General features: G+C 47.4%; 14 protein-coding genes. All 14 read right to left on the reverse strand.

Going from position 1 to position 14,158, the window contains the following annotated elements:
- Positions 1-3 precede the first annotated feature (3 nt).
- Complete coding sequence (locus PSHG_RS13210; protein ID WP_010273526.1) at positions 4-513, reverse strand: A24 family peptidase; 510 nt, start codon at positions 511-513, stop codon at positions 4-6.
- Between the two features lie 41 nt (positions 514-554).
- Entirely contained in the window at positions 555-1,220 is a 666-nt protein-coding gene (locus PSHG_RS13215; RefSeq protein WP_010273527.1) for a TadE/TadG family type IV pilus assembly protein, read from the reverse strand.
- Between the two features lie 28 nt (positions 1,221-1,248).
- Positions 1,249-3,555 (reverse strand): hypothetical protein, encoded by a 2,307-nt coding sequence (locus PSHG_RS13220; RefSeq protein ID WP_010273528.1) that lies wholly within the window; start codon positions 3,553-3,555, stop codon positions 1,249-1,251.
- Positions 3,556-3,618: 63 nt separating this feature from the next.
- A complete protein-coding gene (locus PSHG_RS29400; RefSeq protein ID WP_010273529.1) occupies positions 3,619-4,635 on the reverse strand; it encodes a TadE family protein in 1,017 nt (338 codons plus the stop codon).
- Positions 4,632-4,847, reverse strand: a complete 216-nt coding sequence (locus PSHG_RS13230) for a Flp1 family type IVb pilin (protein ID WP_010273531.1) — start codon at positions 4,845-4,847, stop codon at positions 4,632-4,634. Before PSHG_RS13230 ends, PSHG_RS29400 begins: the two co-directional genes overlap by 4 nt.
- Before the next feature lie 21 nt (positions 4,848-4,868).
- Entirely contained in the window at positions 4,869-5,645 is a 777-nt protein-coding gene (locus PSHG_RS27580) for a type II secretion system F family protein (protein ID WP_010273534.1), read from the reverse strand.
- Positions 5,646-5,667: 22 nt separating this feature from the next.
- On the reverse strand, positions 5,668-6,474 hold the full coding sequence (locus PSHG_RS13240) for a type II secretion system F family protein (protein WP_010273537.1): 807 nt from the start codon (positions 6,472-6,474) through the stop codon (positions 5,668-5,670).
- On the reverse strand, positions 6,474-7,712 hold the full coding sequence (locus PSHG_RS13245; RefSeq protein ID WP_010273538.1) for a CpaF family protein: 1,239 nt from the start codon (positions 7,710-7,712) through the stop codon (positions 6,474-6,476). Before PSHG_RS13245 ends, PSHG_RS13240 begins: the two co-directional genes overlap by 1 nt.
- Positions 7,705-8,811: an AAA family ATPase gene (locus tag PSHG_RS13250; RefSeq protein ID WP_010273540.1), complete on the reverse strand. Its 1,107-nt coding sequence runs from the start codon at positions 8,809-8,811 to the stop codon at positions 7,705-7,707. Before PSHG_RS13250 ends, PSHG_RS13245 begins: the two co-directional genes overlap by 8 nt.
- Before the next feature lie 238 nt (positions 8,812-9,049).
- Complete coding sequence (locus PSHG_RS29405) at positions 9,050-10,723, reverse strand: serine/threonine protein kinase (protein WP_010273543.1); 1,674 nt, start codon at positions 10,721-10,723, stop codon at positions 9,050-9,052.
- Between the two features lie 293 nt (positions 10,724-11,016).
- Positions 11,017-11,406 carry a VOC family protein gene (locus PSHG_RS13260; RefSeq protein ID WP_010273545.1) on the reverse strand — a complete coding sequence of 130 codons (390 nt, stop codon included), beginning with the start codon at positions 11,404-11,406 and terminating at the stop codon, positions 11,017-11,019.
- 42 nt (positions 11,407-11,448) lie between these two features.
- Positions 11,449-12,222 carry an ABC transporter ATP-binding protein gene (locus PSHG_RS13265; RefSeq protein ID WP_010273547.1) on the reverse strand — a complete coding sequence of 258 codons (774 nt, stop codon included), beginning with the start codon at positions 12,220-12,222 and terminating at the stop codon, positions 11,449-11,451.
- A gap of 154 nt (positions 12,223-12,376) precedes the next feature.
- Positions 12,377-13,222, reverse strand: a complete 846-nt coding sequence (locus tag PSHG_RS13270) for a deoxyribonuclease IV (RefSeq protein WP_010273549.1) — start codon at positions 13,220-13,222, stop codon at positions 12,377-12,379.
- Between the two features lie 44 nt (positions 13,223-13,266).
- Entirely contained in the window at positions 13,267-14,088 is an 822-nt protein-coding gene (locus PSHG_RS13275) for an Fpg/Nei family DNA glycosylase (RefSeq protein ID WP_010273552.1), read from the reverse strand.
- Between the last annotated feature and the right edge of the window lie 70 nt (positions 14,089-14,158).

A 14,158-nucleotide genomic window follows, 5' to 3' on the forward strand; every position in this document is an offset into this window, starting at 1 on the left:
ACATCAGAAAAAAATAGACACTACCACTGTCACAAATGCTGGCGCTGCGGCGTACATAAATGGATATGTAGTCAGCTCGACAGTGCTGAATGTCAGCGCTGTGCGATCCCGATAAAACAGCAGCTGCTGGAGCCGGAGAAAAAGATCCATGAGTTTGGACAGCCGGCTTTTTCTGACGAGAAGCAAAATAAAGGCGATGAACGCCGAGTAAATCATGGAATAGATGGAGCAATATAGGATCCATTCAGTACCAATCCAAGCGCCTAACGCAGCAAATAGCTTCACATCTCCCGCGCCCAATGCTTTAAACAAGTAGAGACCTAGCAAAGCTATAAAACCTGCCCCCGCGCCTAAACCAGCAAAAGCTAAGCCGTTTCCTCCCGGAGCTATTGAATGGTAGATTATCCCTCCCAACAAGCCGAAAACGGTCAGCACATTCGGTATTTTGCTGGTTCTCATATCTGTCCAACAAGCCGCACTAACTATCATACCGGCAAAAAACCAGGAAACCACGATCCTCCCTCCTCACTCCTGCTTTCTCAAAATGAACCCTTTTAGCAATAATTATCATACGCCTGTCCAGCTTCTCTCGTAGGCTCTTTTTTTATCGTTAACGTTTTGTTAAAAAAAGGGATGGGGAGCTTGAACGTATATTTAGCTTCTATGGTAAGAAAAGCAGCTTTCTCTCCACCTAATGAAGGGAGGGACATATTCACAATCTCCAAACGCTCTTTATCGAGCAGATTTGTATTGGCATGATGGAGCAGCACTGGCTTAAAAGCAGCGTAAAGCTGGAGGTGTATCCACTCTTCTGCTGCGTCTTTTTGCCCTTGAAATTTGGCCTCCCATTCCAGCCACTGCAAAGAAGATTGTGGTACCAACGCGGCGAAGCTGCCTATCGTATCTTCTATCTCTTTCCATTCCGCCTGGGCTTTCCTCGCCTTATCAATCACTTCGCGGATTTGCTTGCCTGCAGCCGTACCTTCTGATCGAGTTACTATCTCATCGTAGATAACCTCCACAGGATACATATTCGCTGCAAGCTGTTTAGTCGTTTCCATAACTGCTGTTTTTAGCGCTGTTTCCGCAATTGAAATTTGAATAAAGCAGTTGAGGGCGATGATAAAGGCTAGAAAAAAGGGCAGTGTTAACGCAGCCTCCAGTGCTACTCCTCCCTCCTCTCGTGACCAAGCTTTCCTTATAGCCTTACAAGCAAGCAATCTTCCGCCCGCAGCATAATATACTCTATTAATAAGACATCACCGCTGTTTTTGATATTTGACATCGATTGCCTACCGGTTCACAATCTACAATACCAAGCCCGTTCATCATCTTGACCGCGCCGGGCATGAACCAAAGACGTATAGTTGCAGAGGCTGTCGACTGCATATAGGTCATGTGCTCAGTCAAATCCAGATTCGTATTTAATTCAATCAATGCCTGCATTCTTGACAGCACCTTGTCGTCTTTGCTGTGAAGCAAGTAGAAGATTCTGAGCATATCTTTATAACCGACTGTTAAGTTTTTGAACTTTTTAATGACCGGGACTTTCTGGCCCCCGATTAGCTTCTTCATATCGGAATAGGCATCAACAGCCCCTTGTGCGGCTGAAGCCAGTAACACTAGAAACGGTGAACCAAGATTTAATAAGGCTTTGTCCGGCTTCTGCATCGTTTCCACCGTGCGGAGAGCCATCAGCACAATGAACATTTCACCGTAAGCTGCAGAGTGATTAAGGGCGCAAGAAGATAACCCGTATAATATATATTCTGCTTCCTGATTCTTCAGCGGGTGTTGTAAAGGCTTGGATGGTTCGAGAGCTGCCGCGGGCTGTTCATTGGCTAGTTTTTCTTTATCTATCGTCCTGTAATTGAACTTGGTCAGCGCGTATTCGTTCATGTACAGTTCATCCCGAAAGTCGGTTAGCACATTAGCCAACCGTTTGCCAATTGACATGGATTCCTTAATCGAATCCTCTACCCCTCCAAGTCCATTCCATTCATCGGGGAGTGCGGAATGGTCGGAATTGTAATCATAATATTTGGCATACAGCCCTTGCTCCTCTTCATCTCGATTTGTTAACGTGCGATAATATCCACTGTACCGATCATTGCCTCCTTCTGCAGCACAGAAATCTAGCGCTTGTTTGAGCTCGGCAAGGACACTTCCTACCTTTTGCTTCTCTTCCTCTTGATGAGTCTCGACTACCGCCTTAAGCTCCTGACGCTCCTCCTCCTTAAGTTCTTGTTGTTGGTGAAAATCGGTAATGCTTTGCTGAAAATCTGATAATGCATCCGCCACTTCAGCATATGAATTCCCTGTAAACAAGGCAGTGTTCTGCCATACTCGCTTAACCATTTGAAATTTCACATTCACCTGAGCCCCTCCAGCCTTATACAAGGAGAAAAATTCCAAAGGATACACGGGAATGAGCTGAAAGACTTCCATCTGCTGCTCTGCATCAGAACTTCCTTTGTAACCAGCAAGCACTTGTTCTTTCTCCTCGCGCAGCTGTTCGTTTACCTGCCTGGCCTGCTCGATTTTCTCCATGAGCTTCTCATACTCCGCTTCCAGTAAGCTGTAGTCATATTCAAGGGAAGCGCGCGTCTGCGAAATGAGAAGCCCGTAAGCCAGCAAGTCTTTTAACAATTGATCCAATTCCATTTTTCTCTCTCTTAGCTCTGCTAAGTGCCTATTCAAATCTCTAATCGATTGTCTTACACTGGATAAGGATTGCGAAATAGAGCGAATTGCCTCAGCTTGTCCTTCTCCGCCCTGTACTAAAGAAGCTAATGCTGATAAGAGAGTTTCTTCGTCCCGGGCCAAGGATTCCAGATTGTCCACAGCACGTGAGATCTGTTCATCCACATGCCGGATCGTCTCTGTTACCGATTCCACCGTATGAAGCCCGATTTTTGCGGCAAGCTCCTGCAGCTCAGACAGCTTGCCGGAATAATGATCATAGAGGGCAGCTGCCTGGTGATTATAGCGGACTGTCTCATCCCATGCCGCATCCAGGTCGCGGTGCCACTGCTGAATCAGCTCTTCCAGCAATTCCGCTTTTTCATAGTAATTAGAGGTTTGCTCCAGTCCTGTTAATGCACCCGATTGCTTAAACGGCTCAAGTATTCGGGAAACAAATTCAAGCGGAGCTTTGTATTTCATATCTTCTAAAATTTGCTGCTGAAAGATGACATGATTGCCTAATGTATAGAGCGGCTGGATGCGGCTATTCTCGGACGCCAAGCGAGTGTCAAGATAGCGAAAGTACTCATTGCCGGAAGGGGTTAGATTATACTCCAATACGTTGCGGAACAATTGGGACTGGCTCTCCTTATCCTCCTTGGCCGCAAATAGACCATAGGATTGCAATTGTTTATTGAACCCGGCAAAAACTGAGCGGTTAGCGGCACGGAGAGCGGCTTCGACCTCACGTTCAGCGATCTTTACGCGGGCATAATCTAGCAGCACGGCATGAAACAAAAAAATGGGAACCAGAATGATTATTAAATAAACCGAAACAGTTCCGTTATCTTTGCTATAGAACAATTTCACATTCTCCCCCCCTTTCCTTAGCCAACGCGGTGCGCACAATGTTACAAGCACGAGGCGTCTGTTTTAGTTATGGACCACTACCACAACGCCATGCTTAGTCAGCTCCTTATGCATTTTGGGTGTCAAGTCAAGCTTTCCCGATTTGGTGCGGAAGAAATGCCACACCACCCCTTTCACATCCCCCCGCTCCATTAATAAAGCATCCTTTTTCATCTGCTCCAGGGCATCTTTATATTTAAGGTTCATCTTTGCGTCATGCGCAACACCATCACGATCCAAAAAATTATAAATTCTACGCACTCCCAATGGCTCGGTTGAAAACGAAATGGTATTGTCCGTTCCGTTTAATAATTCCATCAAATATTCGCTTCCTTTATTTTCGCTCTCAATAACTTTGGCCGGCTGGTCCGGAGTAAAATCCCTCCATGTTTGTTTAATCTCGGGAACCTTTCTGGAGTCCAGCAGCTGCTTCAAATAGGTTCGGGTTAAATCCACTGTTCTGATTAGTTCTACGGGATCGGTTACTCTGGCTATAGAGGAGCCTGCTGTATGATTGCGGTCATACCAGCCGCGCAAGAGAGATGGTATGTTTAACAAGCGGCTTAATTGAACATCGACTTGCCGGTCCAGCCAATAATTGTGATACGCAATCTGACCGGCAATATCCGGGGCTAGCCGTCCAGCCGCACGCTTCATCTTTTTTTCAGGACCGCTGCCCGTACGCTCCGTCTCCGGATCAACCGGCAAAGAAACGGCGGCGGGATTACCCAGCCCAATAAGCCCTAAAATATCTGATGCGTTGTCGTCAAATACCCGCCAGTACAAACCATCATTATGCTCAACGGGAAACGACCCGGTACGCTGATCTTTATACGAATTGTCCCAGTGGGCAGCTGTGCGGTCTGCTGTAACAGCGGCAGCATGGAATAAAACGACCTTCTGGTACATATATAAGCCAAAAAACAGCAGAGCAACTGTACACAAAAAGACAACAGGCATGACCAGTGAAGCCTCGACCGTGAAGCTGCCTTGCTCACTGCAGCGAAGCCGCCTCCATCGTTGCAGGGGAGGCGTAATCATTCAGGCATTAATCCTTCCAAATCCGGATTCGTCTGATCTTTTATCTGATCGTCTGCAGCCTTAAACAACCCCGAAACCCATTGAATAATCCATTTTCTAAATGCGATCGCAATAATAACGATCACTGCAAGGATAAGCAAAATTTCTAATGTGCCAATTCCGTCTTCATCGTTCCAAAACTTTTTCGCTGCTTCAATTAAGGTTATACCCATCACAATTTCCTCCTTCGATTATTAAAAGTTCATAATGAGCATCGCCGGAGCTGCAACGATGATCATCACGATCATAAATGTCATAACCATAGGAATAACCAGCTTTGAGGATGCTTCTTCCCCTAATGTTTTGGCTAACGCCTTCCTTTTCTCCCAAAGCGTCCTGGTTAATTCCCGCAGGGCAAGCACAAAGTCGTCGCCGCCCCGTCTATAATTAAGCAAAACAGTAGTCGTAAACTGGGAAACTTCCGCCAGAGCACAGCGTTTGCTCAGCTCTTCCAATGACTTGGCCAACGACTGATTGTTCAGCAGTTCGTTGTGCAGCACAGTCAGTTCTTTATACAATGGAGTGAGTTCGGTTCCTTGTTTAGAGAGAATGCATTTCCCCAAAGCTCCCTGGACGGTATCCCCGGCGTTAACCAGCAAAGTAAGCTTGCTTAGAAACTCCGGGAGTTCAATGATAATGCTCCTTTTACGCTGTTGAACCTTCTTATCCAGCGACTTGACTTCAATAAAGGGAAACAGGACAGCCAGTGACATACCGGCCACCAATAATGTGAGCTTATCCTCACTAATCAAAGCTAAAATCATACAAGGCAGGAAGACGAGCAGCCCGGTAGTGAGCATCTGTGCGAGAAACTGCCGGGTCAGCTCTATGGTTGCCTGTCTGCCGTATAAAGCCACCATCTTTAAATGAAGTCGGGTCACAGCTACAGGCATTTTGTCCATTAATTTAAATTGTTTAATTACAAATAAAGAAAACGGTTGAAGCCACATGTAGATTTTCGTTGAGTTCATAATTATCGCTCGCTTCCCATTCCTAAACCTTAATGTTCATGATCTTCTTGGATAGGGCATTGCAGCCTATTAACAGGAGCAAGCAAACGGTCATAATTAACGGCCCAATCCATCCGTTATAGAGCGGCTCCATATAATCAGGCGAGCTGAAACTAAGAGTCGCTATGACCAGAAGCGGGGAAAAACTGAGAATAGTAGACTCAAACTTTTTTTGGGCAATCAGGACCGCAATCTCCTGTTTCATTTCAATCTTCTCACCAATCATCGTTGCGGTTCGTCTGATGACATCAATCAAATTGCCCCCAGCCCGCTTGCATGTTACAAATACGTCAACGAAATTGTGCACTTCCTCGAGATCAGCCCGCCGGCTAAAGTCCTGCAAGGCCCGCTCGATTGTTTCTCCATTGCGGATTTTATTGTTAATGATTTGCAGCTCCATCACCATATAAGTTTGGGGATCGGGATAAAGCAGGAGAAGATCATTTATCGCTTCTGTAAAAGCGTTCTCTACCGATTTTCCGGCCGACAAGCTGGAAGAAACGGCCGAAAGCATCTGTCTAAATTGCGAGCTAAGCTCATCCTTTCGCTTCTCCATGAGCTTCCGGGCACGAATATTTGGGTAAACCCAACCGCCGGCGGAAAAGAGCAGGGCTACCCATTCGCTTTTGTAAAAAATAAAGCCAAGTACGAACATTGCTGCCGAAGCGAGCAAAATCGATACGCCTCTCATTTTCCAAGTCAATTCATAGGTAGAGTAATCGATCGCCAAATCTTTCGAAGGCTCATCTGCCGCTTTTTCTAGCTTAAACGGGTGATTGGCTGCAGCCATCAGCATAATCCTCCTTCAACGGATATTCCAGCCAACTGAAACTTCTGCCTATGGACAAGGCTATTGCCCGTGCGCTGCAGTCTACCTGCCACTTTCACGCTTCTTCCATCTCCCGCTTCTTCAAAAACGAATAGCGGATTTAACATGATCTCCCCATTCTCCACTCCTAGCACCTCTGATATCTCGCTGACTTTGCGAGAGCCGTCGCGCATGCGAGTGAGGTGAATCATAATATCGATGGCTGAGGCTATTTGTTTGCGGACAACTTCAATCGGCATCTCAGCTGCACTCAGCACCATCGTCTCCAAACGGCTCAGCATATCGTAAGAAGAATTGGCATGTCCGGTGGATAGACTGCCATCATGTCCCGTATTCATCGCCGACAGCATGTCGAGCGCTTCCTCCCCCCGTACCTCTCCGACGATAATGCGATTGGGCCGCATACGAAGAGAAGTCCGGATCAGCTGCTTCATATTGATTTCCCCCTTCCCTTCAGTGTTGGCATTTCTTGTTTCCAGACTGACCAAATTAGGAATCGTATAGATTTGCAGCTCCGCTGAATCCTCTATCGTTATGATCCGTTCGTTTGCAGGAATAAAGCCTGAGAGAGCATTCAAAAAGGTGGTTTTCCCCGAGCCTGTACCGCCGCCAATAAACATGTTGTATTTCGCTCTGACAGCCTGTTCCAGAAAACGTGCTGCTTCCTCGGATAATGCCTGTTTTTTAACCAAATCTTCCATACCAAGCGGCTTTGCCGGGAATTTACGAATCGTCATCGTAGGGCCTTTCAAAGCTATCGGGGGAAGGACAACATTGACCCGGGAACCATCGCTAAGACGAGCATCGACGATGGGGGAAGCTTCATTTACAACACGATTTACTTTGGAGACTATGCTCTGAATGATGTCTTCTAATTTCTGATTATGCTCAAAAGCTACCGGACAAGAGCGGATAAGCCCCTCTCGTTCAATAAAAACTTCATTATGGCTGTTAATCATAATCTCCGTAATACCCGGATCCTCCAGCAGAGGCTGCAGCACATCCAAGCCCCTAAAGGAATGATAGATTCGCTTGACCGAGTAGGCTTTTCTTGCCGCAGTCCAGCCAGCTGCCCGGGTATGGGTGAACAACTGCTGTTCAATCAGCTCTTCTAACGCCTGGTCGGAGAGGGTCTCCGAATAGTCCAATTGATTTGCGACTTCTTGGCGTATTTCCTGAATAATCTCCTCCTCAACCAAGAGCTTCCCCTCCCGTCCGCTCTACAAGCGGCAGAAACCACTTCATCAGTTCATCGTTGTAGGATGATTCTGCGGCAAGTGCTTGGACATGATTCACTGACTTCCAATTCGGTATGTAAGGGAGATAAGCTGCCGGAGTAAAGCCATATTCTTTAATAGGATTAAGCACATGGCCGGTATATTTGTTCAAGATAAAGTGAATTTTGGGACGCGCCCCCTCGCTCCCTGCCAAAGCGGCTTGTTGAAAGCGAAGCAAAGCCGCTTTTGTCTTATCCAGCAATTGAAAATCATCATGGATCAGCCATAAAATGTGGTGACTCCAGGCAAGACTAGTCATAATACGCTGATGAAAACAGGACGAGCAGTCGATAATTATATAGTCATAGTTCAGATGGGTAATTCCCTCCAGCAGGAAAAGCGTATCCTCGTCAGTCATTTCCTCCATTTCCAGTGGATTGCCGCATGGCTCTATATATTCCAATTTCGTCGCAGGCTCTATCATTTTTAACCAGGCCAGCTTGGTAGGCAGAGAATCGGCTTTCGATTTGACATAATACAGCATTTTTTCAAAAGGACGTTGACCGGAGGCCGAAAATAATTGGCCGCAGCTGAATGTCTCCATATTGAGATAAAAAACCTTGTTTCCTTTCTGCGAAAGGCTTCTAGCCAAATTGATGGCAAGGGTCGTTTTTCCGCTGCCTCCGCCAGCAGAAAAGATCGCGATCACCTGAGCTTGACCAGGATTGGTTCCATAAACACGCTTCGGGCTGTCCAGATCCATAACCAGTGCGGCCAATCTATCAAACAATTGATTTAAGGGCTGATAGCGATATAAGTAAAGATCCTCATGCTCCGTCTCCTTTCTCTCCTGGTCTATTAAATAAACGACTTTACAAGCCGCCGACCCTTCAATATCCTGCAGCAATCGAGGATCTGCCAGCAGGATGTCTATCGCTTCATCACAAGCCATAACTGACGGCCAGTGACTGAATGCCTTCAGGATGAACTGTTGTCCAGCCTGGGAAGTACGGGCAAAACTCATCAGCCTGTGCAGGTAAGCTTCATTTTGATCCAATATGCCCACCGTTCGTTTGATCATGGGAAAGACCCTCCTATATAACTCCGAGCAACAGTAATACACCGTATAGCAGTAATACCGCACCAACAAAAGCTACTCCATAGGCTAGAATCATGCGGGTGTTCATTCCTCCCTTCCTCAAGTTATGAAAAACAAAAAAGCACCGCGAAGCTAATCCATTGCCGATTAGTTCGCGGTGCTTCCGCATTTATATTTACTTTCAAAAAGATTATACCATATGTTCCCAATTTTTCAATATTTATCTATTTAATTTTCTTTTAAACCATGTGCTTATTCTTCCTGCTGCCTGCCCTCTATTAACAAGGGCTGGATCAAGCTTGTGCAAGAAAGGGGCCATCGCTTCGGTTAGGTTGGTCAATAATTCGTCATCATCCTGCAAAAGCCGGCCTTCCCATTGCTTATCTAAAATCTGCATCAGCGGAAAATGAGGCATCCGCAGAATTGGGTATTGCGGATATGAGTTCAGCCAGTCATCCACAAAGCGAAAGGGAAGGTACGGATTAGCTCCCCAATGAATGACTACTCCTTCGGATTGCAGCTGCCTAAGTATTTTCATATTTTCCTTCGCTTGCCGCCCGCTCCATTTTACTGGATGAGGACTGCCAATAACAAGAAGACAGTCAGCTGCATAACAAAGCTCCCGGACATCTGGATCCCGCCAATGCGACGCTACATCCAGAAATAAAAGCGCATGATCCAACTCGTAGAACAAACGGAAATAGTGCTCCTTTGTCCACCTTTCACCAGTGCCATACTTTTGCAAGTGTGAAGGGGGTAAGGGCAGCCACTCCGTATTTCCGCTTTTCCAAGCTGACGGGGGCAGCATTTTGCTGCGGGAGAAGCGAGCGGTATAGTAGCGATAGTTCCTCGGCTTATTTTTATCCCCATATAACAGCGATTCCAGCTCGGGTTCCACTATTACATGCTCGATCACAGCGTTCGAGAAGCCGCTATAGTGAGCGACCCTTGCAGCGCTAACCGCCACCGTAGTCGCTCCTGCGCCTGAATAGAGACCGCCCACGATCACGAGCTTGCGGTTGCTGCTCGATAACCGCTTCGCCAGGTTAGTGCGAGCATTCTCCTTGGTCGACCTGGAACCGGTCAATGTTCTTTCTATCTCCTGCAGCTTCTTCTTTACTTCTTCGGCTGTCTGAATGCGATCCGCTGGCTGTTCCTTGAGGAGCAGATGAATCAAATCTACAAGCGCCGGCGGCAATTGCTCATTCCAGCGTGCAAGATTCTCTCCTGTGTCCATATAGTGACGGCCTTCACTGAGCAGATAATACATCATAGCTCCCAGGGTGTACAGGTCCGTCCGTTCGTCCGTCTGGCGATTTAAGAACTGTTCCGGCGCAGCAAAGCCGATGGTGCCCAGTTGAACGGTGTCTGTCCCCCTATCCTGGCGAAAATTTCGAGCAATCCCGAAGTCGATCAAGCGGATGTTGTCCTGTTCATCGAGCATAACGTTGCTAGGCTTCAAGTCCCGATAAATAATAGGGTTAGGCTGATATTGATGCAAATAGGAAAATAAATCGCAGAGCTGCTTCGCGTAACGGATGACTGCCAGGCAAGGAACTTGCTTATTATGCTCGAAACGCTGCTGAAGCGTCTGGCCCGCTATAAACTCCATGACCAGATAGCTAATCCCCTGCTCGTTCGGTGGAATAAAATCAATAATTAATGGCAAATGCGGGTGGGTTAATCTGCTGAGAAATTCAGCTTCTTCCGTAAAGGCCTGCCGACTCTGCCTATGCCCCCGGGCGGCCTTAACGGCCCAATGCTTGCCCGGCAGCTTCAGGTCCTGCGCTTGATACACGACACTCATTCCCCCGTATCCGGCTATGCTCAGTATCCTGTAACGTCCAGCCAGCACTTCTCCGATCTTTAATGGTAAAAAGCGGTTGCTCGGCACAGCCCCTCCTCCTTTCACTTTAATGTCCGAATTCATATCCACCGCCAGGCGGATCAATCAGCAAATATAAAATTACAAATTACGCCGTTCATACGACTAAATGCGCGTTATGCAAAAATAAAAAACACCATCTAAACCAGCATCACAGCTGGCTCAGACGGTGCTTCCGCCCATTTCCTGCTTATATACATATAGCAATGATTACTTACAATTAATGGTTGTAATACTCTAGACTATACCTTGACCAGAGGTGTTCTGTCAACACCCGGATACTATCAATTTTCACTGAACGTTCAACGAGTGGATTCGAAAAACTCTATCCATTCCCCATCAGGGCCATGAAAGAAGAAGTAGCGGGAACCATTGGGCAGCGTCACCAATTCCTCGTCAATCATTTTCACATCCAAGCCCTTGATTCTTTCCAGCTCTGCTTCAATATCCGTCACGGTAAAAGCCAGATGATGAACCTTGCCTTCCACAGGCAAACTGCTGTTATAACCTTCGATCAGCTCCACTTCCGTTTCGCCAGCTTCATCAAAACCTAGAAAAGCAAGCTTAATCACACCATTAGTATGACCGAGAGTGTCCTTCAACTTCAGTCCGATAACCTTTACATAAAAATCTATCGATTTCTGAAGATCAGCTACCATAATGCCGACATGCTCAATTTTTTTCAATGCCATGAATGCTCAGCGCTCCTTTACCTTGTCTTGTTCCAATTGTCATCAAGCTTGGCTCAATACTTTGATCCAAGGTCTGTCCTGGTCCCATTCCAGCATTACAGGAACCTGGAAGGTTTTCTGCATATTGTCCGCAGTCAGAACATCTTGTTTAGGACCTGCAGCTACTATCTTCCCTTCATGAATGAGTGCGATATGGGTAAAAATCGGCATAATTTCTTCCACATGATGGGTTACATAAACAAAGGAAACTCCGGATTCACTCAAACCGTCAATCGTTTCCAAGAGCTTTTCTCTTTCATACAGATCCAGACCTGAACAAGGCTCGTCCATGACCAAAAGCACCGGATCGCTCATTAGAGCCCGGGCGAGCAGGATCTTCTTGCGCTCCCCCTGAGAAAGTGTTCCTAGCGGCTGATCGCGGACCTCGCTCAAGCCTACGCGATCCAGCATCTCGTGAGCCTTCTCAACGGCCTCCAAAGGGATTTGCTCGTAAAAACGAAGATAACCGTATTCCCCCGTAGCCACGCATTCCCAGACGGGATCGGCAGGCGTCAGCTTTTCAAATAAAGACTGGCTGATGTAGCCAATTCGTTTGCGGACCTCTCGAAGGTTGCAGCGGCCATAACGATAGCCCAGAACGTCCACCGTACCTGAGCTTGGAAATTGATAGCCGTTAATCATTTCCAGAATGGTTGTTTTGCCCGAGCCATTCTTCCCTAGAATAACCCAGTGCTCCCCTTGCTTCATGGAGAAATTGACCCGGTCTAGAATTTGTCTTTGTTCTCTGCGAAAACTTACCTCTGTAAGTTCAATCATCCGTAATCACCAACTTATCTGCTTTTGTCAACTCCTGCGATGCTCTCTTGTTTAACATATAAAGAGAGCCTCCAGACGGAGGTTCGTTATCTTTATCTATTGTAGCTTGTAAGTTGGCGCCTGACCAGTTATTCTGGCAATTTCCTCTGCAGTTTTACAGCGGTTCGCGGTTTTCTTGCAAGTATTGCTGTATCGCTTGTATCTCAGCGCGGTGAGTCCGGTCCGCTCCCGTTTCGGTTTCAAGAATAAAGGGTAGATCAGCTAGCAGCGGCGAGGTCATGAGCTCCAGCAGATTCGCCTTGCCGATCCTGCCTTTGCCAAACGGCGCATGGCGGTCTTTTCTTTCTCCGGCCCCGTACACGGAGTCATTAAAGTGAATAGCGTGCAGATGAGTAAAGTAGCCAAGCTCCTGCCCTTTTTGCTCGAGCGAGCCCCAATCCCCTTTCCAGAGACCGCTGGCAAAAGCATGACAGGTATCGAGGCAAAAGCCGATTTTTTCCGGACGTTCAGCCAGCTTGCGAATTTGCACAAGCTCTTCGAAGGTAGTCCCCATCATCGTCCCCTCACCCGCCTGATTTTCGATTAACAGCTTGGCTTCTCCTTGCCAATCCTCCAGCACGAAGTTCAATGTATCCAGAATGATGCGATACCCTTTTATCAAATCCTCTTCCTTTGATTTGCCAAAATGAACAACGACTCCGATGGAACCGCAATGTTCAGCAATGTGCAGATCATTCTTTAAGGAGGCGACCACCGCTTGCTGGAGCGCGGGGTCCGCAGCAGCCAAATTGCTTGGATAAGGGCTATGAGCTATGGAGATCAATTGCTGCTCCTTACAATATTGCGCGCATTGCTCCGCATCCCGCGGGTCAAAGGCTTTAATGGAAAGCCCGCGGGGATTCTTCGGGAAATACTGGAATGAACGGCCGCCAATCGCCGCCGCTGTTTTGGCTGCTTCCCTATATCCTTTGCGTATGCTGACATGACTACCCAGACGCATAATTAATAGCTCCTTTTTGCGAATTCATCTGCGATTAACTTTGTTTAGTGCTGACACTGGGCGCAGTAAAACACTTTGCGGCTTGACAGCTCCGCTTGAATAATGGCGCCCCCGCAGCGCACACATGGCTCCCCTCCCCGGTCATAGACGAGGCAGTGGTCATTATAACCGCCAGTCAGATGGTCCCCTGCAAATAAAGGCTGCTCCATGTAGCCTCCTTGGCGAATAGCTTCCATTAAGACAGCACGCATAGCGCTATATAAGCGGCCGCTGTCACCAGCAGGCTGCAGGCTGAGGCTGGCCAGCGGTCTTGTCGGCAAAATGGCAGCCTCAAAGCAAATTTCATCGGCATAGCAGTTGCCAATACCGGAAAGCTTTTGCTGATTAACCAGAGTCGTTTTCAAAGTCCCCCTTGTCCCTGACAAAAGCTGCTCGAACCGCTCCAAGGTGAAATCGGGCGCCAAGGGCTCTGGTCCCAGCTTAGCCAGCACAGCCAGATATTGCCGTTCATCCAGCAGATGCAGGTACCCTAGCCTGAGTCCGATAAAATAAAGAGTTTGGCCTCCTGATAAGTCCAGCTCTACTTGAGTGTTCCGGTCAGGCCGATCCTCTTCACTGCCAAGAAACATTAATCCCCCGAGCATTAGATGAAGAAGCAGAGCCTGCCCTGTTTCCAGGCGGAACAACAAATATTTAGCTCTCCGGTCGATTGCGGCAATGCGAACACCAAGAATGCCTTGTGCAAACTGTCCGGCGGGAAGATTAACCGACTTTTCACGATGAATTCTAACCGCTCGGATCGTTTGGCCCACCAAGCGGGGGGTTAACAATTGTCTGTACGTTTCCATTTCCGGCAATTCCGGCATGTTACTTCCTCCAGTCTGACCCTTTATCTCTCTAATACAGGTATGTCCTGCTGCAGGCAAAAATAAACCG

The sequence above is a fragment of the Paenibacillus senegalensis JC66 genome, from assembly GCF_000285515.1.
GTDB lineage: Bacteria > Bacillota > Bacilli > Paenibacillales > NBRC-103111 > Paenibacillus_L > Paenibacillus_L senegalensis.

Excerpts from the sequence above, each read along its gene's own strand:
- PSHG_RS29400 (WP_010273529.1), bottom strand. The coding sequence starts at position 4,635 with ATGATTACGCCTCCCCTGCAACGATGGAGGCGGCTTCGCTGCAGTGAG.
- PSHG_RS13230 (WP_010273531.1), bottom strand. The coding sequence starts at position 4,847 with ATGGGTATAACCTTAATTGAAGCAGCGAAAAAGTTTTGGAACGATGAA.
- PSHG_RS27580 (WP_010273534.1), bottom strand. The coding sequence starts at position 5,645 with ATGAACTCAACGAAAATCTACATGTGGCTTCAACCGTTTTCTTTATTT.
- PSHG_RS13240 (WP_010273537.1), bottom strand. The coding sequence starts at position 6,474 with ATGGCTGCAGCCAATCACCCGTTTAAGCTAGAAAAAGCGGCAGATGAG.
- PSHG_RS13250 (WP_010273540.1), bottom strand. The coding sequence starts at position 8,811 with ATGATCAAACGAACGGTGGGCATATTGGATCAAAATGAAGCTTACCTG.
- PSHG_RS13260 (WP_010273545.1), bottom strand. The coding sequence starts at position 11,406 with ATGGCATTGAAAAAAATTGAGCATGTCGGCATTATGGTAGCTGATCTT.
- PSHG_RS13265 (WP_010273547.1), bottom strand. The coding sequence starts at position 12,222 with ATGATTGAACTTACAGAGGTAAGTTTTCGCAGAGAACAAAGACAAATT.
- PSHG_RS13270 (WP_010273549.1), bottom strand. The coding sequence starts at position 13,222 with ATGCGTCTGGGTAGTCATGTCAGCATACGCAAAGGATATAGGGAAGCA.
- PSHG_RS13275 (WP_010273552.1), bottom strand. The coding sequence starts at position 14,088 with ATGCCGGAATTGCCGGAAATGGAAACGTACAGACAATTGTTAACCCCC.